This is a genomic window from Streptomyces albidoflavus (assembly GCF_000719955.1).
Lineage (GTDB): Bacteria > Actinomycetota > Actinomycetes > Streptomycetales > Streptomycetaceae > Streptomyces > Streptomyces albidoflavus.
The window spans coordinates 144,790-170,572 of record NZ_JOII01000003.1 but is presented as its reverse complement, the minus strand read 5'-3'; the positions used below and the strand labels follow the sequence as shown (position 1 = coordinate 170,572).

The 25,783-nt window shown below is 74.8% G+C and carries 23 protein-coding genes; 5 read left to right on the top strand and 18 right to left on the bottom strand.

All coding sequences use genetic code 11. From position 1 onward, the window contains the following. Positions 1-4 precede the first annotated feature (4 nt). From IF45_RS0104140 to IF45_RS0104105, 8 genes are all read right to left on the bottom strand, one after another. Positions 5-1,303, bottom strand: coding sequence for an SWIM zinc finger family protein (locus tag IF45_RS0104140; RefSeq protein WP_030305531.1), 1,299 nt, complete (start codon positions 1,301-1,303; stop codon positions 5-7). Then, entirely contained in the window at positions 1,300-4,053 is a 2,754-nt protein-coding gene (locus IF45_RS0104135; protein WP_030305530.1) for an SCO1167/SCO6262 family helicase, read from the bottom strand. The genes IF45_RS0104140 and IF45_RS0104135 overlap by 4 nt, the downstream gene beginning before the upstream one ends. Before the next feature lie 43 nt (positions 4,054-4,096). Next, positions 4,097-4,687 (bottom strand): hypothetical protein, encoded by a 591-nt coding sequence (locus IF45_RS0104130; RefSeq protein WP_018893177.1) that lies wholly within the window; start codon positions 4,685-4,687, stop codon positions 4,097-4,099. Further along, positions 4,684-5,856, bottom strand: coding sequence for an ROK family glucokinase (locus IF45_RS0104125; RefSeq protein WP_003951796.1), 1,173 nt, complete (start codon positions 5,854-5,856; stop codon positions 4,684-4,686). Before IF45_RS0104125 ends, IF45_RS0104130 begins: the two co-directional genes overlap by 4 nt. 91 nt (positions 5,857-5,947) lie before the next feature. Beyond that, positions 5,948-6,820 (bottom strand): ATP-binding cassette domain-containing protein, encoded by an 873-nt coding sequence (locus tag IF45_RS0104120; protein ID WP_030305529.1) that lies wholly within the window; start codon positions 6,818-6,820, stop codon positions 5,948-5,950. Next, complete coding sequence (locus tag IF45_RS0104115; RefSeq protein ID WP_003951793.1) at positions 6,817-7,884, bottom strand: ABC transporter permease; 1,068 nt, start codon at positions 7,882-7,884, stop codon at positions 6,817-6,819. Before IF45_RS0104115 ends, IF45_RS0104120 begins: the two co-directional genes overlap by 4 nt. Beyond that, positions 7,881-8,885 carry a sugar ABC transporter substrate-binding protein gene (locus IF45_RS0104110; RefSeq protein ID WP_003951792.1) on the bottom strand — a complete coding sequence of 335 codons (1,005 nt, stop codon included), beginning with the start codon at positions 8,883-8,885 and terminating at the stop codon, positions 7,881-7,883. Before IF45_RS0104110 ends, IF45_RS0104115 begins: the two co-directional genes overlap by 4 nt. 265 nt (positions 8,886-9,150) lie before the next feature. Continuing rightward, complete coding sequence (locus tag IF45_RS0104105) at positions 9,151-9,915, bottom strand: GntR family transcriptional regulator (protein WP_030305527.1); 765 nt, start codon at positions 9,913-9,915, stop codon at positions 9,151-9,153. Between the two features lie 102 nt (positions 9,916-10,017). Between IF45_RS0104105 and IF45_RS0104100 the strand changes: the two genes are divergently transcribed. Further along, on the top strand, positions 10,018-11,022 hold the full coding sequence (locus tag IF45_RS0104100; RefSeq protein WP_003951790.1) for a Gfo/Idh/MocA family protein: 1,005 nt from the start codon (positions 10,018-10,020) through the stop codon (positions 11,020-11,022). Positions 11,023-11,062: 40 nt separating this feature from the next. On the opposite strand, the gene IF45_RS0104095 is transcribed toward IF45_RS0104100, so the two are convergent. The 4 genes from IF45_RS0104095 to IF45_RS0104080 form a co-directional block, all read right to left on the bottom strand. Further along, positions 11,063-12,247, bottom strand: coding sequence for a cytochrome P450 family protein (locus IF45_RS0104095; RefSeq protein WP_008413051.1), 1,185 nt, complete (start codon positions 12,245-12,247; stop codon positions 11,063-11,065). 177 nt (positions 12,248-12,424) lie between these two features. Continuing rightward, on the bottom strand, positions 12,425-13,270 hold the full coding sequence (locus IF45_RS0104090) for a DUF899 family protein (RefSeq protein ID WP_003951788.1): 846 nt from the start codon (positions 13,268-13,270) through the stop codon (positions 12,425-12,427). Positions 13,271-13,405: 135 nt separating this feature from the next. Beyond that, complete coding sequence (locus IF45_RS0104085; protein WP_003951787.1) at positions 13,406-14,110, bottom strand: response regulator; 705 nt, start codon at positions 14,108-14,110, stop codon at positions 13,406-13,408. Then, the gene (locus IF45_RS0104080) at positions 14,107-15,306 is read right to left on the bottom strand and encodes a sensor histidine kinase (protein WP_003951786.1); all 1,200 of its coding nucleotides are present in this window, start codon (positions 15,304-15,306) and stop codon (positions 14,107-14,109) included. The genes IF45_RS0104085 and IF45_RS0104080 overlap by 4 nt, the downstream gene beginning before the upstream one ends. A 180-nt stretch (positions 15,307-15,486) precedes the next feature. Here IF45_RS0104080 and IF45_RS0104075 point away from each other — a divergent pair, with 180 nt between their 5' ends. Beyond that, positions 15,487-15,687, top strand: a complete 201-nt coding sequence (locus IF45_RS0104075; RefSeq protein ID WP_008413058.1) for a hypothetical protein — start codon at positions 15,487-15,489, stop codon at positions 15,685-15,687. Positions 15,688-15,789: 102 nt separating this feature from the next. On the opposite strand, the gene IF45_RS0104070 is transcribed toward IF45_RS0104075, so the two are convergent. Both IF45_RS0104070 and allB read right to left on the bottom strand, forming a co-directional pair. Next, positions 15,790-16,218, bottom strand: a complete 429-nt coding sequence (locus tag IF45_RS0104070) for a guanyl-specific ribonuclease (RefSeq protein WP_015506839.1) — start codon at positions 16,216-16,218, stop codon at positions 15,790-15,792. 180 nt (positions 16,219-16,398) lie between these two features. Further along, on the bottom strand, positions 16,399-17,763 hold the full coding sequence (allB, locus tag IF45_RS0104065; protein ID WP_050777423.1) for an allantoinase AllB: 1,365 nt from the start codon (positions 17,761-17,763) through the stop codon (positions 16,399-16,401). A gap of 225 nt (positions 17,764-17,988) precedes the next feature. Here allB and IF45_RS0104060 point away from each other — a divergent pair, with 225 nt between their 5' ends. Further along, positions 17,989-18,795, top strand: coding sequence for an IclR family transcriptional regulator (locus IF45_RS0104060; RefSeq protein ID WP_003951782.1), 807 nt, complete (start codon positions 17,989-17,991; stop codon positions 18,793-18,795). A 6-nt stretch (positions 18,796-18,801) separates the two neighbouring features. Here the strand turns inward: IF45_RS0104060 and IF45_RS0104055 are convergent, their stop codons facing one another. After that, positions 18,802-19,116 carry a DUF5955 family protein gene (locus IF45_RS0104055; RefSeq protein WP_030305524.1) on the bottom strand — a complete coding sequence of 105 codons (315 nt, stop codon included), beginning with the start codon at positions 19,114-19,116 and terminating at the stop codon, positions 18,802-18,804. Positions 19,117-19,427: 311 nt separating this feature from the next. Here IF45_RS0104055 and IF45_RS0104050 point away from each other — a divergent pair, with 311 nt between their 5' ends. Beyond that, positions 19,428-20,003, top strand: a complete 576-nt coding sequence (locus IF45_RS0104050; protein ID WP_030305522.1) for a nucleotidyltransferase family protein — start codon at positions 19,428-19,430, stop codon at positions 20,001-20,003. Between the two features lie 21 nt (positions 20,004-20,024). On the opposite strand, the gene IF45_RS0104045 is transcribed toward IF45_RS0104050, so the two are convergent. Genes IF45_RS0104045 through IF45_RS0104035 form a run of 3 tightly spaced genes read right to left on the bottom strand, consistent with a single transcriptional unit; the run spans position 20,025 to position 23,690 of the window. Beyond that, positions 20,025-22,136, bottom strand: a complete 2,112-nt coding sequence (locus IF45_RS0104045; protein ID WP_030305520.1) for a xanthine dehydrogenase family protein molybdopterin-binding subunit — start codon at positions 22,134-22,136, stop codon at positions 20,025-20,027. Between the two features lie 22 nt (positions 22,137-22,158). Further along, positions 22,159-23,145, bottom strand: a complete 987-nt coding sequence (locus IF45_RS0104040; protein WP_030305518.1) for an FAD binding domain-containing protein — start codon at positions 23,143-23,145, stop codon at positions 22,159-22,161. Beyond that, positions 23,145-23,690, bottom strand: coding sequence for a 2Fe-2S iron-sulfur cluster-binding protein (locus IF45_RS0104035; protein WP_051720665.1), 546 nt, complete (start codon positions 23,688-23,690; stop codon positions 23,145-23,147). The genes IF45_RS0104040 and IF45_RS0104035 overlap by 1 nt, the downstream gene beginning before the upstream one ends. Positions 23,691-24,104: 414 nt before the next feature. On the opposite strand from IF45_RS0104035, the gene aceB reads away from it, so the two are divergent. Beyond that, positions 24,105-25,745, top strand: coding sequence for a malate synthase A (aceB, locus tag IF45_RS0104030; RefSeq protein ID WP_030305515.1), 1,641 nt, complete (start codon positions 24,105-24,107; stop codon positions 25,743-25,745). Positions 25,746-25,783: the final 38 nt, after the last annotated feature.

Below are 25,783 nucleotides of genomic sequence, written 5' to 3'. Positions count from 1 at the left end.
GGGTTCAGGCCCCGCCGCCGGGCAGCGCCCCGAAGACCGCCACGGGGTCCAGGCCCGGCGTCCCCGTGGGCCACCAGTCCTCGCGGCCGGGGTCGGAGATGTAGCCGTACCAGAGGCCGTCGCGGCCCAGCCGGAGCTGGCGGTCGCCGGCCGGGTGGGTGAGGCGGTTGCGTTCGGGGCGCGGGCGCGGATGGCCCGCGGCGAGCAGGGCCGGGCGGGCCCGGTCGAAGGGCCCGGCGGGCGGGTCCCAGGGTTCCTCCAGGGCCACGAGGCCCGCCTCGCCGCCCAGTTGCCAGGCGGCCACGGCGCGGTGCAGGTCGGTGACGTCCCGTCCGGCGGCGCGGGCGAGGCGGGCGTACAGGTCGCGGGCGGCCGAGGTGAGCCCCGAGCCGGGCCGGGCGGCGGCGATCCGCACCGCGTCGGCCCAGTGGCCGAGCCCCGTGAGCGGATCGCGCCCGGTGGCCAGCAGGGCGTGGGCCCGCGCGGCGGCCTGGGTGGCGAGCTGGTCGAGGGCGAGCGGGTCGGGCCCGCCGTGGCCGGAGGGGTACGAGGGCGGGGCGGCGGGCCCGTCCGGGACCGGCGGGGGCGGCGGCACCGGCGGCCGGGACCCGGCGGCGAGCACGTCGCGGGCGCGGACGCCGGGCAGCGGCGGCGGACGGTAGGGGTCCGCGGCCTCGTCGTCCGTGACCTCGTCCCCGCCCGGAGCAGGGGCGGCGCGGGTGACGCTGAGCCGGGTCAGGGTGTCGATCAGGTCGTCCTCGCCCCGGCCGCGCAGGAGCAGCAGGACGAAGGGGTCCTGGTCGAGGAGGCGGGCGGTGCGGTGGCAGAGCGCCGCCGCGTGCTTGCACGGGCGGACCGGGTCGGGGCAGGTGCAGTCGGGGATCAGGTCGCCGGCGCCGGGCAGCAGCGGTACCGGTCCCTCGGCCAGCGCGGGCGGCAGCTCGCGGTCGAGGAGGGCGGCGAGGTGGGCCGGGTGGTCGGCGATGTGGTCGAGGAGGCGGGCCCAGTCGTCGTCGGTGAGCGGGCGGACCCGCAGCCGCGCCCGGTAGGGGCGGGGCCGGCTGCCGTGCACGTAGGCGAGGACCAGGCCCGGGGTGACGGTGACCGCGTCGACGCTGCCACGCGCGGCCAGGTCGCTGCCGCGTTCCAGGCGCCCGGCGTCGCGGGACCGGGCGGTGAGCGCCGTGACCCAGGCGCGGCCCCACCAGGTGGTGGCGGCGGTGTCGCCGGCCGGGCGGGCGGGGAAGGTGCGGCGCAGGCCGTCGGCGGAGGCGCGGGCGCGGGCGCCGGTGGGGCGCGTCACGTGGTCCTGCGCAGGGAGACGAGGTCGGTCAGTTCGCGGTCGGTGAGTTCGGTGAGGGCGCCTTCGCCGGAGCCGAGGACGGCGTCGGCCAGGGCCCGCTTGGCGGTGAGCAGTTCGGCGATGCGGTCCTCCACGGTGCCCTCGGTGATGAGCCGGTGGACCTGGACGGGGCGGGTCTGCCCGATCCGGTAGGCGCGGTCGGTGGCCTGCTCCTCGACGGCCGGGTTCCACCAGCGGTCGTAGTGGAAGACGTGGGAGGCACGGGTGAGGTTCAGCCCGGTCCCGGCGGCCTTGAGGGAGAGGACGAGGACGGGGGTGCGGCCCTCCTGGAAGCGGTCGACCATGCGCTCGCGTTCGGCGACGGGCGTGGCCCCGTGGAGGAGTTCGGCGGGGACGGCGCGGGCGGCGAGGTGGGCGCCGATGAGCTTGGCCATGCCGACGTACTGGGTGAAGACCAGGGCCGAGCAGTCCTCGGCGAGGAGGGTGTCGAGGAGTTCGTCGAGCAGGGCGAGCTTGCCGGAGCGGCCCTCCAGCCGGGCGGGGCTCTCCTTGAGGAACTGCGCGGGGTGGTTGCAGATCTGTTTGAGGGAGGTGAGGAGTTTGAGGACCAGGCCGCGGCGGGCGATGCCCTCGGAGCGTTCGATGGCGGCCATCGACTCGCGGACCACCGCCTCGTAGAGCGAGGCCTGTTCGCGGGTGAGCGGCACCGGCCGGTCGGTCTCGGTCTTCGGCGGCAGTTCGGGGACGATGCCGGGGTCGGACTTGCGGCGGCGCAGCAGGAAGGGCCGCACCAGCCGGGCCAGCCGTTCGGCCGCCTCGGGGTCCTCGCCGGACTCGACGAGCCGGGCGTGCCGGGCGCGGAAGGCGGTGAGCGGGCCGAGCAGGCCGGGGGTGGTCCAGTCGAGGAGGGCCCAGAGTTCGGAGAGGTTGTTCTCGACGGGGGTGCCGGTGAGGGCGACCCGGGCGGCGGCCGGGAGGGTGCGCAGGGCCTGGGCGGTGGCCGAGTGCGGGTTCTTGACGTGCTGGGCCTCGTCGGCGACGACCAGGCCCCAGCGCAGGGAGCCGAGCGACTCGGCGCTGGAGCGCATGGTGCCGTAGGTGGTGAGGACGAAGCCGTCCGGTACGTCGCCGAGGCTGCGGCCCTGCCCGTGGTAGCGGCGGACGGGCACGCCGGGCGCGAAGCGGGCGATCTCGCGCTCCCAGTTGCCGAGCAGGGAGGCGGGGCAGACCACCAGGGTCGGGCCGGTGCCGGCGCGCTTGAGGTGGAGGGCGATGAGGGTGACGGTCTTGCCGAGGCCCATGTCGTCGGCGAGGCAGCCGCCGAGGCCGAGCGAGGTCATCAGCTCCAGCCAGCCCAGGCCGCGCAGCTGGTAGTCGCGCAGGGTGGCGTTGAGCCCGGCCGGCGGTTCGACGCGGCCGGGCGGGGCGGCGAGCCGGTCGCGCAGGGCGGCCAGCGCGCCGACGGGGACGGCCTGGACGGGTTCGCCGTCGACCTCGGCGGTGCCGGTGAGGGCCACGCCGAGGGCGTCGACCGGGTCGAGGAGGCCGAGGTCGCGTTTGCGGGCGCGGCGCACCACTTCCGGGTCGACCACCACCCACTGGTCGCGCAGCCGCACCACGGGCCGGTGGGCCTCGGCCAGTTCGTCCATCTCGGCCTCGCTGAGCCGCTCCCCGCCGAGGGCGACCTGCCAGCGGAACTCCAGGAGCCGGTCGGCGTCGAAGAAGGGGGTGCCGTCGGTGGCGGAGCCGGGCGCGCCGCGCACCTCGGCCTCGGCGGTCAGCTCCCGGGCCAGTTCCCTGGGCCAGTGCACGGGGACCCCGGCGGCGCGCAGCCGCTCGGCGGCCACCCCGAGCAGGTCGGAGAGTTCCGCGTCGTCCAGCGACAGGACGTCGGGGACGGGCTGGTCGGCGAGGCGTTCCAGCGGGGCCCAGACACGGGCGGCGCGGCGCAGGGCGAGGGCGGCGTCGATCCGGGCGCGCGGGCCGAAGCCGGGCAGCCGCTCGCCCGACCAGAGGGCGGCGGCGTCGGCGATCCGGGTGGGGTCGGCGAGGCTGTGGACCTGGAGGACGGCGGCCCCGGCGCCCCGGCGCCCCTCCTCGCCCTCGGGGTCGAAGAGGCCGTACGCGGAGAGGTCGAGGCGGAGCGAGAGGCTGACCCCGGCGTCCTGTCCGGCGGCGGCCAGCGCGGCCCAGCCGCGTGCCCCGGGCAGCCGCTGGGGCGCGGTGGCGGCGAAGGGCGCGCCGAGGGCGTCGGCGGCGGCCGGGGTGCGGGGCAGCGTGTCGGCGACGGCGTCGAGGAAGGCCCGCAGCAGCGCCTCCGGCGCGGGGACCAGGAGCGGGGAGCGGCCCTCCAGGGCGACCGGGTGCCCTTCGGGCGGCAGGGCGGCGGCCAGGTCGCGGAGGCGGAGCAGGTCGGTGGCGTCGAGCGGGCCCGCGCGCCAGGCGTCCTCGTCGGCCTCGGTGAGGCCGGGCAGCAGGCGGCCCCGGGCGACGAGGTCGAGGGCGAGCCGGGCGGCCGCCTGCCAGCAGGCGGCGGACGCCCCGGGGGCCGGGTCGGCGAGCAGGGCGGCGAGGCCCTCCTCGACGCCGAGGACGGCGGCCTCCACGGGGACGCGGCGCACGGTGGCGCCCCGGGCGCGGGCGACGGTGAGGGTGGTGGTGGCTCCGGTGTCGCGGGGCGGGGCGCCGCCGTCCGGGGACCACCAGGCGAGGCGGCCGCGCCGGGGCAGCACGGCGGGCAGGAAGGTCACGGCCCCCTGGCCTGCCCCGCTCACCGGTGGGCTCCGGAACGGCTCACGGCGTGCTGGTGGCGACCAGGTAGACCAGGGCCTCGCCGGTCGGCCTGCGGGTGACGGTGATGTTGTGGGTGGGCAGCGGGTCGTCCTGCTGGTGGGTGAGGCTGGACCACGGGCCGGAGACGCCGAAGTCCCAGCCCGTGACGGACTGGTTGCGGGCGCTGATCGTGATCTTGCCCTGCTGCAGGTCCTCGGGGGTGGCGCCGTAGGTGGCGAGGAAGACGGCCAGCTGGTCCTCGGTGGTGCGGAACTGTACGTAGAGGCGGCTGGTCTTCCAGTTGTTGGTCTCGTAGTAGGCGACGTGCCAGGCGTTGTCCGGGAGGGGGACCTGGTAGATGCGGCGCTGCACCTGGGAGGGCCAGCCGCTGGTCAGGCCCGTCGCCGACCACTTGCGTTCCTTGTCGCGTCCGCTGTCGCGGCTCTGCCCGGCGGAGACCAGGAGGTAGCCGGCAGGGACGCCGATGAGCAGCACGATGACGATGGCGGTGATCCACCGTCTGCGTACCGTGCGGCGGCGCCGCTCGCGGGTGGGCGGCGCGGGCACGACCTCCGGCTCCGGCCTGGGCTCGGTGGGGGTGGGGAGGCTCATGACGGGCTCTCCTGGCTGGTGACGGCGGCCTGGTCGTCGCCGGTACGGCGGTCCTGGGCGTACCGCTCGTACCGTTCGTACCGCTCGACGCGGCGGCGCTTGGCGCGGCGGAAGCGGCGGGCGACCAGGCGGGCCAGGTCGGCGGCGCCGACCATGCCGGCCTCGGGGCCGAGCTGGGCGCGGGTGATGCGGGCCTCGGGGCGGTAGCCGCGGCCGGTGAGCTGGCGGCGGAAGGCGTCGCGGGCCGGGAGGATCAGCAGGTCGTCGGCGGCGCTGACGCCGCCGCCGACCACGAAGCAGGAGGGGTCGAGGGCGGCGGCGAGGTTGGCGATGCCGACGCCGAGCCACTGCCCGATGTCCCCGAGCAGCTCCACGCACATCGCGTCGCCCTCGCGGGCGAGCTGGGTGATGAGCGGCCCGGTGATGTCGTGGACGTTGCCCTGGACGCGGTCGATGAGGTTGTACGCGACCGGGGAGTCGGCGGCGGCCAGCTCGCGGGCCTCGCGGACCAGGGCGTTGCCGGAGCTGTACTGCTCCCAGCAGCCGCGGTTGCCGCAGGGGCAGCGGTGGCCGCCGGGGACGACCTGCATGTGGCCGAACTCGCCGGCGACGCCGTACTTGCCGCGCTTGACCTGGCCGTCCTCCAGGATGGCCCCGCCGATGCCGGTGCCGAGGGTGATCATGACGAGGTGGTCCTCGCCGCGTCCGGCGCCGAAGCGCCATTCGGCCCAGGCGGCGGTGTTGGCGTCGTTGTCCACCATGACGGGGACGGCGAGGCGGCCGGAGAGGCGGTCGCGCAGCGGCTCGTTGCGCCAGGAGAGGTGGGGGGCGAAGAGGACCCGGTTGCGGTCGGCGTCCACCCAGCCGGCCGCGCCGATGCCGACGGCGTGCACGTCGTGCCGGTCGGAGAGGTCCAGGACCAGTTCGACGATGGTGTCCTCGACGACCTTGGGGCTCTTCGACTTGTCGGGCGTCTCGGCCCGCAGCTGTTCGAGGATGGTGCCGTCGGCGTCCACGACACCCGCCATCACCTTGGTGCCGCCGATGTCGATGCCGACGGTCGGCACCCGGGGCGCGGTCAGGTGGGACCGCCTCTCCCGCGTGCCGACGGTACGCAGGACGGTGGCCCGTGCGGAGCCGCGGTGTGCGAGGTCGCGGTAGGTGCTCATCGCGACGATTCTGCCTTACCGGGCACGCCCGGCGCACACGCGCCCGCCCCGGGGGCGCGCCCTCACCGGGTCGCGCCCCTCGGGGTGCGGGTCACCGGCCGCCGGGCTCCGGGCCGCGCGCCGCGCCGCCGCCGAGGTGGTCGGGGACGGGGGCGCGCTCCAGTGCCTCGCCCAGTTCGTCCAGGTCGGAGCCGCCCGCCATCTGGCGGGTCAGCTCGTCCAGGTCGATGTCGCCCTTGAGGTGGCTGCCGGCCATGGCGCCCCGCTTGAGCAGGACGAAGCGGTCTCCGACCAGGTAGGCGTGGTGCGGGTTGTGCGTGATGAGGACGACACCGAGCCCCGCGTCGCGGGCGGCGGCGACGTACTTGAGGACGACGCCGGACTGCTTGACGCCGAGGGCGGCGGTCGGCTCGTCCAGGACGAGGACCTGGGCGCCGAAGTAGACGGCGCGGGCGATGGCCACGCACTGGCGCTCGCCGCCGGAGAGGGTGCCGATGGGCTGGTCGACGTCGCGCAGGTCGATGCCCATCCGGGCCAGCTCGGCGCGGGCGGTCTCGCGCATGAAGCGGACGTCCATGCGGCGGAAGGGGCCCTTGCCGGTGGTCGGCTCGGAGCCGAGGAAGAAGTTCCGCCAGACCGGCATCAGCGGGACCACGGCGAGGTCCTGGTAGACGGTGGCGATGCCCCGGTCCAGGGCCTGGCGCGGCGAGGAGAGGTAGGTCTCCTCACCGGCGATCCGCAGCGTGCCGGTGTCGTGCGGGTGGAGCCCCGCGATGATCTTGATGAGGGTGGACTTGCCGGCGCCGTTGTCACCGAGGACGCAGGTGATCTCCCCGGGGTGGACCTCCAGCGAGACGTCCTCCAGGGCGCGGACGTTGCCGTAGTACTTGCTGACGTCGGCCAGCTCGACCAGGGCGCCGGAGTCGGCCCCGGCCTCGGGCGTGGCTTCGGGGTGCGCGTTCATGCCGTCTCCTCCGCCCGCTTGCGGACCCAGTGGTTGAGCAGGGTCGCCAGCAGCAGCATCGCTCCGAGGAAGAACTTGAACCAGTCGGGGTTCCACTCGGCGTAGACGATGCCCTTGCTGGTCATGCCGAAGATCAGCGCGCCGATGGCGGAGCCGATCGCGGAGCCGTAGCCGCCGGTGATGAGGCAGCCGCCGATGACGGCCGCGATGATGTAGATGAGTTCGTTGCCGACGCCTTCGCCGGACTGCACCACGTCGAAGGAGAAGAGCAGGTGCTGGCCGGAGATCCAGGCGCCGAGGGCCACCCCGAGGTACAGGCCGATCTTGGTGGCGCGCACCGGCACGCCGACCGCGCGGGCCGCGTCGGCGTCGCCGCCGGCCGCGAAGATCCAGTTGCCGTACCGGGTGCGGAGCAGGATCCAGGTGGCGACGGCGACCAGGGCGATCCACCACAGCACGGTGATCTTGATGTGGACGCCGCCGACGGTGAGCGTCGAGGCGAAGACCGCCCGGGCCGAGTCGAAGCCCTCCATGTCGGCGATCGACTTGGTGGAGACCGTGCCGCTGATGAGCTTGGTCAGGCCGAGGTTCAGGCCGGTCAGCATCAGGAAGGTGCCGAGCGTGATGATGAAGCTGGGCAGCCTGGTCCGGGTCAGCAGCACGCCGTTGAAGAGGCCGACGGCGAGGGTGAGCAGCAGGGAGACGCCGACGCCGACCCAGACGTTGGCGGTCATCTGGTAGCTGAACATCGAGGAGATCAGCGCCGAGCTGGTCACGGCGACGCCGGTGGAGAGGTCGAACTCCCCGCCGATCATCAGCAGCGCCACCGGCACCGCCATGATCCCGATGGTCGAGGCGGCGTAGAGGACCGTGGTGAGGCTGGAGAGCTGGAGGAAGCTGTCGGCGGCGAAGGTGAAGAAGAGGAAGACCGCGACGGCGCCGACGACCGCGCCCAGCTCGGGGCGGCCGAGGAGCTTCTTCAGCGGGGAGCGGGTGATCAGCCGCTCGTCGGCGGCCGGCCCGTCCGCCGGCCCGGAGGGGGTGGCCGGGGCGGGTGCGCTCATCGCGTGCCCCGCTTGGTGTAGTCGGCGAGGGCGTCGGCGTCCTTCTCGGTGATGATCTGCGGGCCGGTGAGGACCGGCTGGCCGCCGCCGAGGACGTCCGCGTTGTAGTGGTACAGCCAGAGCAGGTCGACCGCCTCGTACCCCTGGAGGTAGGGCTGCTGGTCGACGGAGAAGCCGAGGGTGCCGTCCTTCAGTCCCTGGGCGACCTTGGCGTTGAGGTCGAAGGTGTTGATCTCGGCCTTGCTGGAGGCGCCCTCCTTGGCCTTGACGGCGGCGTCCGCGAAGGGCGCGCCGAGGGTCACCACGGAGTCGAGGCTCTTGTCGGTCTGGAGCCGGGCCTCGATGGCGGCCTGCGTGTCGGGCATGTTGGTGCCGTCGACGTAGAGGTTGACCAGCTTGCCGTCGAAGCTCTCGCGGACGCCGTCGCAGCGCTGCTCGTGGCCGACGTTGCCCTGTTCGTGCAGGACGCAGAGGGCCTTCTTGCGGCCGCGCTTGTTCAGCTCCTCGCCGACCGCCTCACCGGCGATCTCCTCGTCCTGCCCGATGTGGGTCAGCGCGCCGAACTCCTTGGACTTCTCGGAGCCGGAGTTGACGGTGACGACCGGGATGCCGGCCTTCACGGCCCGCTCGACGGCGGCCTTCATCGCGCCGGGCTTGGCGAGGGTGACGATCAGCCCGTCGACCTTCTTGTCGATGGCGGCGTCGACCAGCTGCGCCTGCTGCTGGGCCTCGTCGTGGTGCGAGTAGAGGAACTTGATGTTGTCCTTGACGGCGGCCTGCTGGGCGCCCTTCTGGACGATGTCCCAGAAGGTGTCGCCGTCGCCGGAGTGCGTGACCATGGCGAAGGTCCAGCGGGGCGTGTCCACCGCGGCCCTCCCCTGGGCCGCCTCGGCCTTGGCGGCGTCCTCGGCGCGCTTGCCGCCCGTACTGCTGCATCCCGCGAGGGATGCGCCGAGAACCCCCGCCAGCGCGATGCTTACCCAGGTCCGAAACCGTGCCACGAGGCCGTGCCCTTCTCGCTGTGACGCTTCATGCGAAGGGGGCGGAGAAGCCGCCCCAACCGCCCAAGTATCCCCGACCGTGTCCGCGGGGTCTCGGGCCGGGGGCCCGGGGCCGCCGGAGCGGCCCGGCGCCACGGGGGCGCGAGGCCCGCGTCTGCGGGGACAGGGGAGGTTGTAGTGGGGTCCGCGGGGTCCGTCAATGTGTGCGACGCCACGTTCGCGGTTCGTTGTACGACCGTTCCCGTACGGGCTCCGGGCGCCCGTCTCAGCGGCGGGCCAGCAGCTGGAAGTCGAAGGAGTGGCGGGTGGCCCGGTAGACGTGGCTGCCCAGTTCGACGGCGCGTCCGGTGTGGTCGCGGCTGAGGCGGCGCATGGTCAGCAGCGGGGCGCCGGGCGCCTCGCCGAGCAGTCCGGCCTCCTCGGCGGTGGCCGCGCGGGCGCCGACCGACTGGTGGGCGCTGTGCAGGGTGACGCCCGCCTCGCGGAGCAGTCCGTACAGGCCGCTGCCGGCGAGCCGGTCGGGGGCGAGGTCGAGCAAGCCGGCCGGGAGGTGGTTGGTGAGGCGGGCCAGCGGTTCGCCGTGGCTGAGCCGAAGCCGCTCCAGGCGGACCACCTCGGCGCCCTCGGCGAGCTGGAGGGCAGCCGCCGTCTCGGGGCTCGCGGTCTCGGTGACGCAGCGCAGGACGCGGGTGGTGGGGCGCAGCCCGGCCGCCTCCAGGTCGTCGTGGAGGCTGCTCAGTTCCAGCGGGCGGCGCAGCGGGGCGTGCAGAACCTGGGTGCCGACCCCCCGGCGCCGGACCAGCAGTCCCGCGTCGACCAGGGACTGGATGGCCTGGCGGACGGTGGGCCGGGACAGGCCCAGGCGCCGGGCGAGGCCGATCTCGTTGCCGAGGAGGGTGCCGGGGACGAGGGCGCCCGAGGTGACGGCGGCCTCCAGCTGCTGGGCGAGCTGGTGGTAGAGGGGGACGGGGCTGCCGCGGTCGACGCGCAGGTGGAGGGAGGCGGTGGGGTCGTGGTCGGTCGGGGGCACGCAGGCGAGCGTAGAGGGTGGGTGGCCGGGGCGGGAAGGTGTGCGGTCCGGTTGTCCGGACAACCGGTTGACGGGACCGGTGGGGCCCTGCACGTTGGGTCCATGAGGATCGCACTCGCCGGAACCGGCCGGATCGGCTCGGCCCACGCCCGGACGCTCGCGGCACATCCGAAGGTGTCGTCGTTGGTGGTGGCGGACGCGGACCCGGAGCGGGCGGCGGCGCTGGCCGCCCGTACCGGGGCCGAGACGGCCGCCGACGTGGACGCGCTCTTCGCTGCGGGACCCGAGGCGCTGGTGGTGACGGCGGCGACGGCGGCGCACGCCCCGCTGATCGCCCGCGCCGCGCGGGCCGGACTGCCGGTCTTCTGCGAGAAGCCCGTCGCGGTGGACCTGCCGGGGACGCTGGCGGCGCTCGCGGAGGTGGAGGCGGCGGGCACGCTCCTCCAACTCGGCTTCCAGCGGCGCTTCGACGCCGGTTACGCGGCGGCCAGGCGCGCGGTCCGCTCGGGCGCGCTCGGCCGCCTGCACACCGTCCGCGCCCTCTCCTCGGACCCCGCTCCCCCGCCGCCCGCCTACGTCCCGCTCTCCGGCGGCCTGTTCCGCGACTGCCTGGTCCACGACTTCGACATGGTCCGCTGGGTGACGGGGCGCGAGGTCACCGAGGTGTACGCGACGGGGTCGGACGCGGGTCCCGCGATGTTCCGGGAGGCGGGCGACGTGGACACCGCGGCGGCCCTGCTCACCCTGGAGGACGGCACCCTGGTGACGGCGACCGCGACGCGGTGCAACGGCGCCGGGTACGACGTGCGCATGGAGCTGGCGGGCGAGGCGGGCCAGCTGACGGTGGGGCTGGACGCCCGGGCGCCGCTGACCTCGGCGGAGCCGGGCGGTCCGGCGGCTCCGCAGGACCCGTGGCCCGGCTTCCTGGAGCGGTTCGCCCCGGCGTACGCGGCGGAGCTGGACGCCTTCCTCGCGGTGGCCCGGGGCGAACTGGCCAACCCCTGCGACGGCCGCGAGGCGCTGGCGGCCCTCAGGATCGCCGAGGCGTGCGAGGTGTCCCGGCGGGAGCGGCGGCCGGTGCCGCTGGCGGAGATCCCGGGCGGCTGAGCCGGGTCACGGGCCCCGGCGCGTGCCGGGGCCCGGTGCCTCACCAGCGCAGGGGCAGGTCCTGTACGCCGCGGATGAGCAGCCCGGGTGCCCAGCCGGAGGGTTCGCCGTCGGCGGCCAGTTCCGGGCAGCGCGCCAGCAGGGAGGTGAGGGCGATCCGGCCCTCCAGGCGGGCGAGCGGCGCGCCCAGGCAGAAGTGCAGGCCGTGGCCGAAGGCGAGGTGTCCCTGGGTCCGGCGGCGGATGTCGAAGCGCTCGGGGTCGGGGAAGCGGGCCGGGTCGTGGCCGGCCGAGGCGAGGCTGACCAGGACGGGCTCGTTCTTGCCCATGCGGACGCCGCCGAACTCCACCTCTTCGGCGGTGTGCCGCCAGGTGGCCGTCTCGATGGGCCCCTCGTACCGCAGGATCTCCTCGACGGCGCCCTCGGTCAGGGTGGGGTCGGCGCGCAGGGCGGCGAGCTGGTCGGGGTGGCGGAGCAGGGTGTGGACGCCGCTGGCGATGAGGTTGACGGTGGTCTCGTGGCCGGCGATGAGCAGCAGGTAGGCCATGGCGCGCAGTTCGCTGGAGCTGAGCTGGTCGCCCTCGTCGTCGGCGGTGCGGATGAGGTCGCCGACGAGGTCGCCGGTCGTCCCCGAGCGGCGCTTCTCCTCGATCAGCGCGTCGAGGAAGGTGCCGAGTTCGGCGAGGTTGGCCTCGGGCGGGACCTTTCCGGAGGGGGCGACGACCTCGCCGGACATGCGGCGGAAGGCGGCCCGGTCGGCGACGGGGACGCCGAGGAGTTCGCTGATGACGGTGAGCGGCAGCGGGAAGGCGAAGGACTGCACGAGGTCGGCGCGCCCGAGCGGCACCATGGCGTCGAGGAGTTCGTCGGTGATCCGCTGCACGAGCGGGGCGAGCGCCTGCACCCGGCGGGCGGTGAACTCGCGGGCGACGAGCCGCCGCAGCCGGGTGTGCTCGGGCGGGTCGGCGACGAGCATGTGGCGGCCGATGAGTTCGCCCTCGGGGATCGTGATGCCCAGGGTGGTCGGGTCCTTGGACAGGCGCGGATCGGCGAGGGCCTCGCGGGCCTCCTCGTAGCCGACGACCAGCCACGCCTCGACGGGCCCGTCCGCCCTGGGCAGGCGGACGCGGTGGACGGGCCCGCGTTCACGGAGTTCGGCGTAGACCGGGTACGGGTCGGCGGTGAACCTCTCACCGTAGGCGGCGAGGTCGACGACGTCGGTCATGGTTCCCCCTTCGGGCCGGCGCCGCGTCAGGTACCTCCTGGCACTTCACCAGCTCAACCACCCTACGCAGGAAGCGGGTTGGCGGCGCGCGCCCAGGGGGTCCCGGCGCGTCTCCTGCGAAGGCGTCCCCTCGCGGCCCGCTTTCGCGGCAGGTCGGGCGACCGCCCGCGCCGATCGTCAGTGGCAGTGCCCTGGCTCGCCCGGCCGGGCCGGGCCGGAGGGGGACGTGCCGAGGTCGTCGCAGTGGTGGGCGTCGAGGCGTGGCCACTGTGCGGTGGGGCGTCCGCCGGAGGGCTGCTCCAGGGGGGTCCAGTCGGGGGCGCCGCTCAGCGTGCGGGTGGCCTGGGTCAGGCGTGGCCAGTGGGCGGGTGAGTCCTCCCATGCCTCCTGGCGTCCGAAGGCCGTGAGGTCCATGAGGGCGTAGCTGTGGTCCACGACTTCGGCGCCGCGTCGCTTGGTCCAGTACGTCTCGAACACCCGGTCGCCCTCGCGCAGGTAGCACACGAGGTGGAACAGCCCGGGCTCGCGTCCGACGAGGAGTGAGCCGAGCGCGGGCTGGGCGGAGTACCACGGCACGGACCAGCCCATGAAGTCCCGATACTTCACGCTCTCCTCGTACGACTCCTGGGCGTCCGCGAAGCCGTAGGCGGTGTTACGCCCCTGCGAGAAGACCGCGAAGGTGATGTCGCGGGAATGCAGGTAGGCCAGTTCACCCACCTGGCTCACCACCCACGTGCAGCCTTCGCACTGGTCGGCAGCGGGCCGGCCGGGCCACCACATGAAGTAGTACGCGATGAGCTGGCGCCTGCCCTCGAAGGCGTCCAGAAGAGTGGTGGGGCCGTTTGGCCCGAGAATCGGGCTGTCCCCGGCCACCTCCACCATCGGCAGCCTCCGGCGCGCGGCGGCGATCGCGTCGCCTTCGCGGGTATGGGCCTTCTCCCTCATCCGGAGCCTCTCCAGGTGCTGCTCGAAGGTGGAGCGGTCCACCACCCGGGGGTGCGCCGCATCAGGATTCCCGGCCATCTTCAGCTCCTCAAGATCACGTCGTCACGGCGAGAAGGACTCTTCCGCATCCGAAGTGTCGAGGCGGTGTCCGGATCGCGCACTCCCAGCGCCCTGAGCCGGGCGGAAGGCCGCACCCCGGCCCGCGGAGCGGGCTCAGCGGCCCGGCGTGGCGGGGCCGTCCGGTGGCGGGGCCGCCGGGTGACCGGCGTCGTGGGTGAGCAGGGCGATCTGGACGCGGTTGTTGAGGCCGAGGCGGGCCAGGACGCGGGAGACGTGGGCCTTGACGGTGGCGACGCTGAGGTACAGCTCGGCGGCGATCTCGGCGTTGGAGGCGCCGCGTCCGACGGCGAGGGCCACCTCGCGTTCGCGGGGCGCCAGGGTGGCGAGGCGTTCGCGGGCGCGGGCGCGGCGGGTGTGCGCCCCGTCCTCGGCGACCTGGCCGATGAGCTGCCGGGTGACGGCCGGGGAGAGGACCGGGTCCCCGGCGGCGACGCGGCGGACGGCGGCGACGATCTCGCCGGGCGGGGTGTCCTTGAGGACGAAGCCGGCCGCCCCGGCGCGCAGGGCCCGCAGGACCTGCTCGTCGGCGTGGAAGGTGGTGAGCAGGACGACCTCGGGGGCGTCCGGCAGGGCGCGGAGCCGTTCGGTGGCGGTGAGGCCGTCGACGTGCGGCATCCGGATGTCCATCAGCACCACGTCCGGCCGGAGCCGTTCGACCAGGGCGGGCACCTCCCGGCCGTCGCCCGCCTCGCCGACGACGCGGAGGTCCCCGGCGCCGCCCAGCATGAAGGAGAGGCCGGCCCGCAGCAGCGGGTCGTCGTCGACGAGGAGCACCGTGATCTCGGTCGTGTCGCTCATGGCGCCCACGGTAGCCAGGCGGTGACCCGGAAGCCGCCCTCCGGGCGGGGTCCGTGGGTGAGGCGGCCTCCGGCCAGGGCGGCGCGTTCGGTGAGCCCGATGAGGCCCTGCCCGGAACCGGGTACGGGCGGGACGGGCCCGGCGGGGGCGGAGTTGGCCACCTCGACGCTCAGTCCCTCACCGGGGCCGCCGGTGAGGGTGACGGTGACGGGGGCGCCGGGGGCGTGTTTGCGGGCGTTGGTCAGGCACTCCTGGACGATCCGGTAGACGGTGCGGCCGAGGGCGGGCGGTACCTCGGCGGGGTCGGTGACGCGCCGGTCGAGGGTGAGCGGGGTGCCGCCCTCGCGGGCCTCGTCGAGGAGATCGCCGAGGGCGTCCAGGGTGGGCTGCGGGCGGGCGCCGTCGGTGTCGTCGCCGGTGCGCAGTACGCCGATGATGGCGCGGAGGTCCTGCAGGGCGTCGTGGGCGCTGTCCCGGATCACCCCGGCGGCGCGGGCGATCTCGGCGGTGGGGGCGTCGGGACGGAACTCCAGTGCCCCGGCGTGCACGCTGAGCAGGGTGAGGCGGTGGGCCAGGACGTCGTGCATCTCGCGGGCGATGGCCTCCCGGGCGAGCCGCTGGGCCTGCGCGGCCCGCAGCTCGGCCTCGGCCTCGGCGCGCCGGGCCCGTTCGCGCAGGCTCTCCAGGAGCAGGCGGCGGGAGCGGACGTACATGCCCCAGCCGACGGTGGCGGAGAGCAGCACGGCGGCGAAGACGACGGCGGCGAGCATGTTGAGGGTGGGGTCGGGATAGAGCCAGAACGTGAGCGGCGCCGTCGCCAGCGAGAAGGCGGCGACCCAGGCGACCTGCCGGAAGGGCCGGTGGACGGCGAGGGTGAAGAGGGCGACGACGGCGGCGCCCCCGGCGGTCTGCGCGACGACGGCGACCACGGCGGTGGCGACGGCGAAGCCGAGCGGGTACCGGCGCCGCACCCAGACCGCCGCGCAGGCGAGCGCCCCCACGACCTGGTCGGCGACGGCGACCCCGGCGGGGAGCCCGGGATGCTGCCGCAGGACGTCCAGGCCGGTCAGGCCGATCACCACGGCGACCGCGAAGCAGGCGAAGTCCGCCGCCCAGTCACGCGGCCCGCGCCGGGCGGGCCTCCCCCCGGGCCCGGGGGCGGGAGGGGTGCGGTGGTGGTCGGCGCGGATGCCCATGGTCGGCAAATCTACGCATCGTCGGGCCGGAACGCGGGCCGTCCGGGCCGTCCGTGGACCGTCGTCGGCGCGGTGTCGACTTTGGAAGGGGGTCGCCCCCGCCGGTGACCTACCGGAGAGGGGTGCGACCCCGCCCCGCGGCCGATGTGGGTGGGGGGTCCGCGGGGCGAGGATCGCGGCATGAGGAAAACCCTGGAAGTCGCCGGTTTCCTGTTGCTCCTTCAGGGCGCCATGGGACTGGTCACCGAGTTCACCGACCGCTTCGACGTGGGCCTGATCTCCCGCGTCGGCTTCCTGGACGGCTACGAGGTGTACGCGAGCATCGCAGCCCTCGTCCTGGCGCTGGCACTGTTCGCGCTGGCGGAGAGCCGCCCCAAGTAGGGGGCGTCCGCCGTGGGTACGCTCCGGGCCGGCGGTGTGTGGGGCACCGCCGGCCCGTGGGGCCGGCCCTCGCGGGGAGGCGCAGGGCCGGAGTCGGACGGGTCAGCAGCCGTGGTCGACCAGGTCGAACGAGGCGTAGTGGTCGGCGGTGTAGTAGTCCTCGTCGGCACCCGAGCCGGTGACGATGCGGCGGGCGCCGCGGTCGCTGGAGCCGGGGGTCTTGACCGTGTACTCGTGGTAGTAGCCGGTGGACTGCGAGGGCAGCAGCCCCTCGCGGTTCTGGAAGACGGTGCCGTCCTGCGGGTACGGGAAGGGCCCGCCCGCGTCGATGAGGTCGAGGGTGTCGTGGGCCTGCGCCGGGAGGGCGGAGTAGCAGATGTCACCGACCGCCTGCACGGCGACGGCGGCCCGGAGGCTGTGGGCGGTGGGGGCCTGTGCCGGGACGGCCTGGGCCGCGGCGGAGCCGCCGAGCAGCAGGGCGGCGGCGAGGGCGGTGGCTGTGGCGAAGCGTGGGGGGATTCGCATGCGCATAAGGATGACGCGCGTAGACAGGGGCTCGTCAAGGTCAACGACCGTTAATTTTCCGGCTGTTAACGAACGGGCCGGATGCGCCGCCCGGGGCCGCCGGTGGTGCGCCCCCGGCGCGGACGGCGGCGGCCCCACCCCCTGAGCAGGGGGTGGGGCTGCCTTCGGCGCGGGTGTGCCGCGCCGTCAGTTCCGCTCCAGCAGGGAGCCGGAGGGCTCGGTGTACTCACCTTCGTGCAGGATGCGCCGGCCGCGCAGCCAGGTGGAGCGGACCACGCCGTGCAGGGTCTTCCCGGCGTAGGCGGTGACCCGGTTGCGGTGCTGGAGGGCGGCGGGGTCGACGGTGAAGGTCTCCTCCGGGTCGAGGACGGTGAAGTCCGCGTCCTTGCCCGGGGCGATGGCCCCCTTGGCGGTGAGCCCGGCGAGGCGGGAGGGCGCCTCGGACATCCAGCGGACCACGTCGTCCAGGGTGTGGCCGCGCCGCCGCGCCTCGGTCCAGATGGCCGGGAGGCCGAGCTGGAGCGAGGAGATGCCGCCCCAGGCGGTGGCGAAGTCACCGGTCTTCAGGTCGGCGGTGGACGGGGAGTGGTCGGAGACGACGCAGTCGATGGTGCCGTCGGCCAGGGCGGCCCACAGCACGTCCTGGTTGGCCGCCTCACGGATGGGCGGGCAGCACTTGAACTCGGTGGCGCCGTCCGGGACCTCCTCGGCGGTGAGGGTGAGGAAGTGCGGGCAGGACTCGACGGTGATCCGGACCCCGTCGCGGCGGGCGGCGGCGATGGCCGGGAGCGCCGAGGCGGCGGAGAGGTGCAGCACGTGGACGCGGGCGCCGAGCCGCGCGGCCTGCCCGATGAGGTTCTCGATCGCCTGGTTCTCGGCCTCGCCGGGCCGGGAGGCGAGGAAGTCGGCGTACTGCGGGCCGGGGCGCTGCGGGGCGCCGTCGAGGGCGTGCGGGTCCTCGGCGTGCACGATGAGCAGCCCGTCGAACCCGGCGATCTCGGCGAGGGCGACGGCGAGCTGGTCCTGGTCGAGCGGCGGGAACTCGTCCACGCCGGACGGCGAGAGGAAGCACTTGAAGCCGAAGACGCCCGCGTCGTGCAGCGGACGCAGCTCCTTGGTGTTGTCGGGGAGCGCGCCGCCCCAGAAGCCGACGTCCACGTGGGCCTGCGGCCGGGCGGTGTCCTGCTTGACCTTGAGGTGGGCCGGGGTGGTGGTGGGCGGCAGCGAGTTGAGCGGCATGTCGACCAGGGTGGTGATGCCCCCCGCCGCGGCGGCCCGGGTGGCGCTCCAGAACCCTTCCCAGTCGGTGCGCCCGGGGTCGTTGACGTGCACGTGGGTGTCGACGAGCCCCGGCAGCAGGGCCGCGTCCCCCAGTTCCTCGACGGGCACCCCGGCGGGCAGCGGCGCGTCGTGCGGCAGGACGCCCACGATCTTCCCGCCGGCCACGGTGACCTGGGCGGCCCGTGTCCCGCTGGGAGTGATGACCCGTGTCGAACGCAGTACCCGTTCCAGTTCCGGCACCCCGGCCCCTCTCCTGTTTCCCGCGTACATGCCGACCGCGCCTGCACGCACTCCTTCAACGATCTGTTGAAGGAGTTTTGCCGCCCTGCTCCACCCTCGTCAAGAGGCACCCGCATACGCTGGACGTTTTCATTTTGCGAAATTACTATTCCGAATAACAGAAGATGAAGGCCCGGCGTACAGGCCGTCCCGGAGGCGGGAACCGCCCGCCGGGTAGGCTGCTGCCTTGCCCGCCTGCTCCGAAAGGAACGCGACGTGCCGACGTCCCGCACCCCCGACGCCTCCGCCGAGAGCGCGGCCGCCCGGCCGTCCGGCGGCGTGCAGTCCCTGGAACGCGCCTTCGACCTGCTGGAGCGGATGGCGGACGCGGGCGGCGAGGTCGGCCTGAGCGAACTCTCGGCCAGCAGCGGCCTGCCGCTGCCGACCATCCACCGCCTGATGCGCACCCTCGTCGCCTGCGGCTACGTACGCCAGCAGCCCAACCGCCGCTACGCGCTCGGCCCCCGCCTGATCCGCCTCGGCGAGTCCGCCTCCCGCCTGCTCGGCACCTGGGCCCGGCCGCACCTGGCCCGCCTGGTCGAGGCGACCGGCGAGACCGCCAACATGGCCCTGCTCGACGGGGACGAGGTGGTCTACGTGGCCCAGGTGCCCTCCAAGCACTCGATGCGGATGTTCACCGAGGTCGGCCGCCGGGTGCTGCCGCACTCCACCGGCGTCGGCAAGGCCCTGCTGGCCGGGACCCCGCCGGAGGAGGTGCGCGCGCTGCTGGCCCGCACCGGCATGCCGGCCGCCACCCCGAAGACGCTGACCACGCCGGACGCCTTCCTCGGCGCCCTGGACGAGGTCAGACGGCTCGGCTACGCGGTCGACGACAACGAGCAGGAGGTCGGGGTCCGCTGTCTGGCCGTACCCGTCCCCGACTCCCCCACAGCTGCCGCCCTCTCGATCTCGGGCCCGGCGGGGCGCGTCACCGAGGAGGCCGTCGCCACCATCGTGCCGGTGCTCCAGCAGGTGGCGGCGGAGCTCTCCGCCGAACTGGCCGCCTCCGGCCAGCCCGGCTGACCCGGCTCAGCCGCCGGCCCCCGTGCCGAAGAGCTCGACGGCGGCGCGCAGCCGCGCCAGCTCCGCGGCGAAGGCGCTCACCGAGCCGAGCGAGGCGGCGACCAGGAGCAGCGAGCGGCGCAGCCGCCCCTGGTCCGGGGCGCCCTCACGGGCCATCGCCCCGATGGCCGCCAGCTCGTCCTCGGCGACCGCCCGGTCCGGGAACTCCGCCCGGTGGGCCGTCAGCCGCCTGCGCAACTGCGCGGTGGCACCGCGCAGTTCCTCGGTCCTCGGGTCCTGGCAGGCAGCCACCACCTGCCGGTCCTGCTGTCCCCTGTCCATACTGCCCGTACTGCGCAACACGGCCCCTCCCCTGCGCACACCGTCGTACGCCGTGCCTGTGTGATGGTTCTGCTCCCTGGCGCGGTGGTCAGGCGCACCGGGACCGTTCAGTAAACGCCAGCCGGGGCCCGACGCGCCAGCGGGCGGGGCGAATTGGCCGCTGTTGGCACCGTTGCCGCCCTTTCGGCACCTCCGGTTCCGCTTCCGCGCCGGCCCGCCCGCCGGCCCCGGTGCGGTATGCAGGAGGCGTGGAGACGACAGCGCGGACACCCGGCGGGACCGGGGAGAGGTCCGAGGACGAGGTGACCGGAGTGGTGCTGGCGGCCGGGGGCGGCCGACGGCTGGGCGGCCGCCCGAAGGCGCTGCTGGAGTACGCCGGCCGGCCCCTGGTGGAACACGCGGTGGCGGTGGTCCGGGCGGCCGGCGTCGCCCGGGTGCACGTGGTGCTGGGCGCGTCGGCCCGGACGGTACGGGAGCGCGCGGAGCTGCCCGGCTGCGTCACCGTGGAGAACCCGGAGTGGGCGACCGGCATGGGCTCCTCCCTGCGCGCCGGGCTCGCCTCGCTGGCCGGCACCGGGACGGGCGCCGCCCTGGTCTGCCTGGTCGACCAGCCCGGCATCGGCGCGGCGGCCGTCGCCCGGGTGCGCGCGGCCCACCGGGGACCCGGCACGCTGGCGGCGGCCGCGTACGCGGGGCGGCGCGGCCACCCGGTGCTCTTCGGGTCGGCGCACTGGGCCGATGTCGCCGCCGGGGCGGAGGGCGACCGGGGCGCGCGGGACTACCTGCGCGCCCGCGCGGACGCCCTCACGCTGGTGGAGTGCGGGGACGTCGCCGAGCCGTACGACATCGACACGCCGGAGGACCTGTGGCGGCTGGGGGGCGCCTGACCGGCCTCCGCGCGCCCCGGCTCAGACCACCCCGGCCAGGGCGGCCCGGACCTTGTCCGGGGTCAGCGGGAGGGAGCGGAACCGCACCCCGGTCGCGTGATGGGCGGCGTTGCCGACGGCCGCCGCCATGCCGACGATGCCGATCTCGCCGATGCCCTTGCCGCCGACCGGGTTGAGGTGCGGGTCGGCCTCGTCGAGCCAGCCCGCCTCGATGGCGGGCGGCGCCGGGATGTCGGCGCTGACGGGCACGTGGTAGGCGGCGAGGTCGCGTTCGGCGAAGCCGCCGAAGGCCGGGTCCAGGGTGCTCTGCTCGGTGAGGGCCATGCCGATGCCCATCACCATGCCGCCGAGGAACTGGGAGCGGGCGGTACGGGCGTTGAGGATGCGCCCGGCCGCGAAGTGCCCGTAGGCGCGCACCACCCGGACCTCCCCGGTGTCGGTGTCGACGCTCACCTCGGCGAAGTGGGCGCCGAAGGCGTGGCGGGCGTACGGTGATCCGGCCTCGACCGCCTCGGCGGTGTCGGCCTCGGCGGTGAGGCCCTCGGGCGGCAGCTCCGGGTCCCCCGCGAGGCGCCCGGCCAGCGTGGCGCACGCCTCGTGGACGGCCCAGCCCCAGGAGGCGGTCCCGGAGGAGCCGCCGGCCAGCGGCGCCGGGGGCAGGTCGCTGTCGCCGATCTCGACGCGGACGCGGTCGCCGGGGGCGCCCAGGGCGTCGGCGGCGATCTGGCCGAGGACGGTGCGGGCGCCGGTGCCGATGTCGGTGGCGTTGACCCGGACCAGGTAGTCGCCGCCGGGCAGCGCCGTGGCGGTGGCCCGGCAGGGCGAGACCAGGACCGGGTACGTGGCGGCGGCTACGCCGGTGCCGGTCAGACGGGGCCCGTCGCGGCGCACCCCCGGGCGCGGGTCGCGCTCCTCCCAGCCGAAGCGCCGGGCGCCCTCGCGCAGGCACTCCACCAGGTGGCGGCTGCTGAACGGACGGCCGCTGTCGGGCTCGTCGGCCGGGTCGTTGAGCACCCGCAGCTCGACCGGGTCCAGCCCGGTCCGCTCGGCGAGTTCGTCCATCGCCGACTCCAGGGCGTACATGCCGGGCGCCTCGCCGGGGGCGCGCATCCAGGAGGGGCTGGCCACGTCGAGGGGGACGACCTCGTGGACGGTGCTGCTGTGCGGCGAGCCGTACATGACGCGGGCGGGGACGGCGGCCTGCTCCACGAACTCCTTGATGCGGGAGGTGTGGGTGAGCGCGGTGTGCTCGACGGAGAGCAGAATGCCGTCCGGGTCGGCGCCGAGCCGCACCCGGTGCAGGGTGGGCGCCCGGTGGCCGACGGCGGCGGGCAGGTCGCGGCGGGGCAGGGCGAGGGTGACGGGGCGTCCGGTGTGGCGGGCGGCGAGGGCGGCGAGGACCACGTGCGGGCGCGGGGTGCCCTTGGAGCCGAAGCCGCCGCCGACGTGGGCGGAGGTGACGGTGATCCGGTCCTCGGCCAGGCCGAAGATCTGGGCGAGGGCGGCGCGGACGGCGGTGCTGCCCTGGCTGGAGTCGTGCACCGTGAGGTGGCCGTCCTCCCAGGAGGCGGTGGCGGCGTGCGGCTCCATCGGGTGGTTGTGCAGCGGCGGCACGTCGTAGGCGGCGTCGACGCGGATCGGCGCGGCGTCGAAGGCGCCGGGGGCGTCGCCGCGTTCGCGGACCGCCGGGTGGCCGCCGTTGGCCTCCTCGGGTACATACCGCTCCCGGTGGTCGCGGGTGAGGGTGACGTCGTGCGGCCGGGTGTCGTAGTGGACGCGTACGGCCTGGGCACCGGCCCGGGCCGCCTCCAGGGTCTCGGCCACCACGAGGGCGACGAACCAGCCCCGGTGCGGGACGTCGTCGTCCTGGAGGACGTTGAGGGTCGGGTCGTCGGCCGGGGCGCGGGGCGCGGTGTTCCGGGCGGTGAGGACGTCGACCACGCCGGGCAGCGCGAGCGCGGCGGCGGCGTCCACCGAGCGGACGCTCCCGGCGGCGACGATGGCGGGCACGGGCCAGGCGTAGAGGCGGCCGGGCGGGGCGAACTCGGCGGCGTACCGCGCGGCACCGGTGACCTTGTCCCGGCCTTCCCGGCGCGGAACGCCCGTCCCCAGTTCCGAGGTGGTGTCGGTCATCTCAGTGGCTCCCTGGGTGGGGCTACGGCCGGGTCAGGCCGAGCAGGACGGTGCGGGCCAGGTCGCGGGCGAGGCCGATCTTGAAGACGTTGTCGCGCAGCGGCTCGGCGGCGGCCAGCTCCGCGTCGAGCGCGGCGGTCACCCGTTCCTCGGTGAGCGCCTGCCCGGTCAGCTCGGTCTCGGCCCGCCGGGCCCGCCACGGCCGGGGCGCGAGTCCGCCGAAGGCGATCCGCACCTGCTCGGCGGCGCCGTCGCCGCGCTGGGTGAGCTGGGCGGCGACGGAGACCAGCGCGAAGGCGTACGAGGCCCGGTCGCGCACCTTGCGGTAGGTGGACCGGGTGCCGTCCAGGGGCGCGGGGAGCCGTACGGCGGTGATGATCTCGCCGGGCTCCAGCACCGTGTCCCGCTCGGGCAGTTCACCGGGCAGCCGGTGGAACTCGGCGACCGGGATGACGCGTTCCCCCGCCGGCCCCGTGGTCTGCACCTCGGCGTCGGCCGCCGCCAGCGCGACCGCCAGGTCGGAGGGGTGGGTGGCGACGCAGGCGGGCGAGTGGCCGAGCACCGCGTGGTCGCGGTGGACGCCTTCGCGGGCCGCGCACCCGGTGCCGGGCTCCCGCTTGTTGCAGGGCATGGAGAGGTCCTGGAAGTAGACGCACCGGGTCCGCTGGAGCAGGTTGCCGCCGGTGGTCGCGGCGTTGCGCAGCTGCCCGGAGGCTCCGGCGAGCAGCGCCTCGCTGACGGCCGGGTGCCGGACGCGGACGGCGGGGTGGGCGGCGAGGTCGCTGTTGCGCACCAGTGCGCCGATCCGCAACGCCCCGTCGGCCTCCTCGGCCACGGTGTCCAGCGGCAGCCGGGTGATGTCCACCAGGGTGTCGGGGGTCTCGACCCCCTGCTTCATCAGGTCGACCAGGTTGGTCCCGCCCGCGAGGTACCGCGAGCCGTCCCGGCCGCCGTGGGCGCGGGCGGCCTCGGCGGCGTCGGCGGCCCGGACGTAGGTGAAGGTCCGCATCAGCTCAGGTCCCGTACGGCGTCGACGATGTTCGGGTAGGCCCCGCAGCGGCAGAGGTTGCCGCTGAGCCGCTCGCGGATCTCGTCCCCGGTGAGCGGGACCGGCTCCCCCGCCGGATGGTCCGGGTCGGTGGCGGCCGAGGGGTACCCCTGCGCCGCCTCCTCCAGCACGCCCACGGTCGAGCAGATCTGCCCGGGCGTGCAGTACCCGCACTGGAAGGCGTCCCGGTCGAGGAACGCCTCCTGCACCGGATGGAGCCCGTCCCCCTCCCCGAGCCCCTCCACCGTGGTGACCCGCGCCCCGTCGAGCGCCACCGCGAGCAGCAGACAGCTGTTGACCCGCCGCCCGTCCACCAGCACGGTGCAGGCCCCGCACTGCCCGTGGTCGCACCCCTTCTTGGACCCGGTCAGCCCGAGCCCCTCCCGCAGCACGTCCAGCAGGGCCACCCGGTTGTCGAGACTCAGCTCGTACCACTCCCCGTTGACCCGCAGACGCAAGGACGACGTGTGCCCCGCCTCCAGCGACCCCAGCACTCCGGCAGACACAGGTCCCCTTTCTCCGCTTCCTCCACTCGGACATCCGCCTCCACCCTCGCCCGCCCCACCCCACCGCGCCCGCGGGAAGGAGCGAACGGGTGTCGGCCGTCACCCCGGCCACCGACAGCCCGGCCGGCGCTTGAGGCCAAGGACCCCCTCCGGGTAGGAGGACCCCACAAACGTCCCCGCCCACCACTTGTAGTCATCGCCATGGCACTCAGCGCCACCCTCTGTCGACCCGGAGATTCTCGACATCAACAGACCATTGAACTTCCACCATGAGGAAACTAGTATCCACTGATCAGAACCACCCGCACGAAAGACGGCCCACCAAAAGCCCCATTTCCCCCCTGGCACCCCGTGCCGACCCAGCCTGAGAACCCGGCCCCGCCAGGGGCCCACCCGCTGAAGGAAGTGACAGTCATGTCCGCACCCGCGTCCCCGTCCGCGACGCCGGTCACCATCGACGCCGAGCCCCTCCCCCGCCAGGAGGACGTCCTCACGGACGAGGCGCTCGCCTTCCTCGGCGAGCTCCACCACCGCTTCACCCCCCGTCGGAACGAGCTCCTGGCCCGCCGCGGCGAGCGCCGCGCCGAGATCGCCCGCACCTCGACCCTCGACTTCCTCCCCGAGACCGCCGCCGTCCGCGAGGACGACTCCTGGCGCGTCGCCGAGGCCCCGCCCGCGCTGACCGACCGCCGGGTCGAGATCACCGGCCCCACCGACCGCAAGATGACGATCAACGCCCTCAACTCCGGCGCCCGCGTCTGGCTCGCCGACTTCGAGGACGCCTCCGCTCCCACCTGGGAGAACGTCATCCAGGGCCAGCTCAACCTCACCGACGCCTACGAGCGCCGCATCGACTTCACCGACGAGCGCACCGGCAAGTCCTACGCCCTGAGGCCGCAGGAGGAGCTGGCCACCGCCGTCGTCCGCCCGCGCGGCTGGCACCTGGACGAGCGCCACCTGCGCGCCGCCGACGGCACCCCGCTCCCCGGCGCCCTGGTCGACTTCGGCCTGTACTTCTTCCACAACGCCCAGCGCCTCATCGACCTCGGCAAGGGCCCGTACTTCTACCTGCCGAAGACCGAGTCGCACCTGGAGGCCCGCCTCTGGAACGAGGTCTTCACCTTCGCCCAGGAGTACGTCGGCATCCCGCACGGCACGATCCGCGCCACGGTCCTCATCGAGACCATCACCGCCGCGTACGAGATGGACGAGATCCTCTACGAGCTGCGCGAGCACGCCTCGGGGCTGAACGCCGGCCGCTGGGACTACCTCTTCTCGATCGTCAAGAACTTCCGTGACGGCGGCCGCAAGTTCGTCCTGCCGGACCGCAACGCGGTGACGATGACGGCGCCGTTCATGCGCGCCTACACCGAACTCCTCGTCCGCACCTGCCACAAGCGCGGCGCGCACGCCATCGGCGGCATGGCCGCGTTCATCCCCTCGCGCCGCGACGCCGAGGTGAACAAGGTGGCGTTCGCCAAGGTCAAGGACGACAAGGACCGTGAGGCCCGGGACGGCTTCGACGGCTCCTGGGTCGCCCACCCCGACCTGGTGCCGATCGCGCTGGAGTCCTTCGACGCCGTCCTCGGCGAGAAGCCGAACCAGAAGGACCGGCTCCGCGAGGACGTCTCGGTGGCCGCCGGCGACCTCATCGCCATCGACTCGCTCGACGCCGAGCCCACCTTCGACGGCCTGCGCAACGCCGTCCAGGTCGGCATCCGCTACATCGAGGCGTGGCTGCGCGGCCTCGGCGCCGTCGCCATCTTCAACCTGATGGAGGACGCGGCCACCGCCGAGATCTCCCGCTCGCAGATCTGGCAGTGGATCAACGCCGGGGTCGAGGTGGAGCGCGACGGTGCCACCGTCCTGGTCACCCGTGAGCTGGCCCGCGAGGTGGCGGCCGGGGAACTGGCCGCGATCCGCGCCGAGATCGGCGAGGACGCCTTCACCGCCGGCCGCTGGCAGCAGGCCCACGACCTGCTGCTGACCGTCTCCCTCGACGACGACTACGCCGACTTCCTCACGCTGCCCGCCTACGAGCAGCTGGTCGGCTGATCTCCCCCGCACCACCCTGTGCCCCGGCGCCCACCGCC

Coding starts and splice junctions, on each gene's coding strand:
- IF45_RS0104125 (WP_003951796.1), bottom strand. CDS start 5,856: ATGAGCACCTACCGCGACCTCGCACACCGCGGCTCCGCACGGGCCACC.
- IF45_RS0104045 (WP_030305520.1), bottom strand. CDS start 22,136: ATGACCGACACCACCTCGGAACTGGGGACGGGCGTTCCGCGCCGGGAA.
- IF45_RS0104115 (WP_003951793.1), bottom strand. CDS start 7,884: ATGAGCGCACCCGCCCCGGCCACCCCCTCCGGGCCGGCGGACGGGCCG.
- IF45_RS0104095 (WP_008413051.1), bottom strand. CDS start 12,247: ATGACCGACGTCGTCGACCTCGCCGCCTACGGTGAGAGGTTCACCGCC.
- IF45_RS0104070 (WP_015506839.1), bottom strand. CDS start 16,218: ATGCGCATGCGAATCCCCCCACGCTTCGCCACAGCCACCGCCCTCGCC.
- IF45_RS0104085 (WP_003951787.1), bottom strand. CDS start 14,110: ATGAGCGACACGACCGAGATCACGGTGCTCCTCGTCGACGACGACCCG.
- IF45_RS0104120 (WP_030305529.1), bottom strand. CDS start 6,820: ATGAACGCGCACCCCGAAGCCACGCCCGAGGCCGGGGCCGACTCCGGC.
- allB (WP_050777423.1), bottom strand. CDS start 17,763: ATGTACGCGGGAAACAGGAGAGGGGCCGGGGTGCCGGAACTGGAACGG.
- IF45_RS0104080 (WP_003951786.1), bottom strand. CDS start 15,306: ATGGGCATCCGCGCCGACCACCACCGCACCCCTCCCGCCCCCGGGCCC.
- IF45_RS0104100 (WP_003951790.1), top strand. CDS start 10,018: ATGAGGATCGCACTCGCCGGAACCGGCCGGATCGGCTCGGCCCACGCC.
- IF45_RS0104040 (WP_030305518.1), bottom strand. CDS start 23,145: ATGCGGACCTTCACCTACGTCCGGGCCGCCGACGCCGCCGAGGCCGCC.
- IF45_RS0104130 (WP_018893177.1), bottom strand. CDS start 4,687: ATGAGCCTCCCCACCCCCACCGAGCCCAGGCCGGAGCCGGAGGTCGTG.
- IF45_RS0104055 (WP_030305524.1), bottom strand. CDS start 19,116: ATGGACAGGGGACAGCAGGACCGGCAGGTGGTGGCTGCCTGCCAGGAC.
- IF45_RS0104090 (WP_003951788.1), bottom strand. CDS start 13,270: ATGGCCGGGAATCCTGATGCGGCGCACCCCCGGGTGGTGGACCGCTCC.
- IF45_RS0104075 (WP_008413058.1), top strand. CDS start 15,487: ATGAGGAAAACCCTGGAAGTCGCCGGTTTCCTGTTGCTCCTTCAGGGC.
- aceB (WP_030305515.1), top strand. CDS start 24,105: ATGTCCGCACCCGCGTCCCCGTCCGCGACGCCGGTCACCATCGACGCC.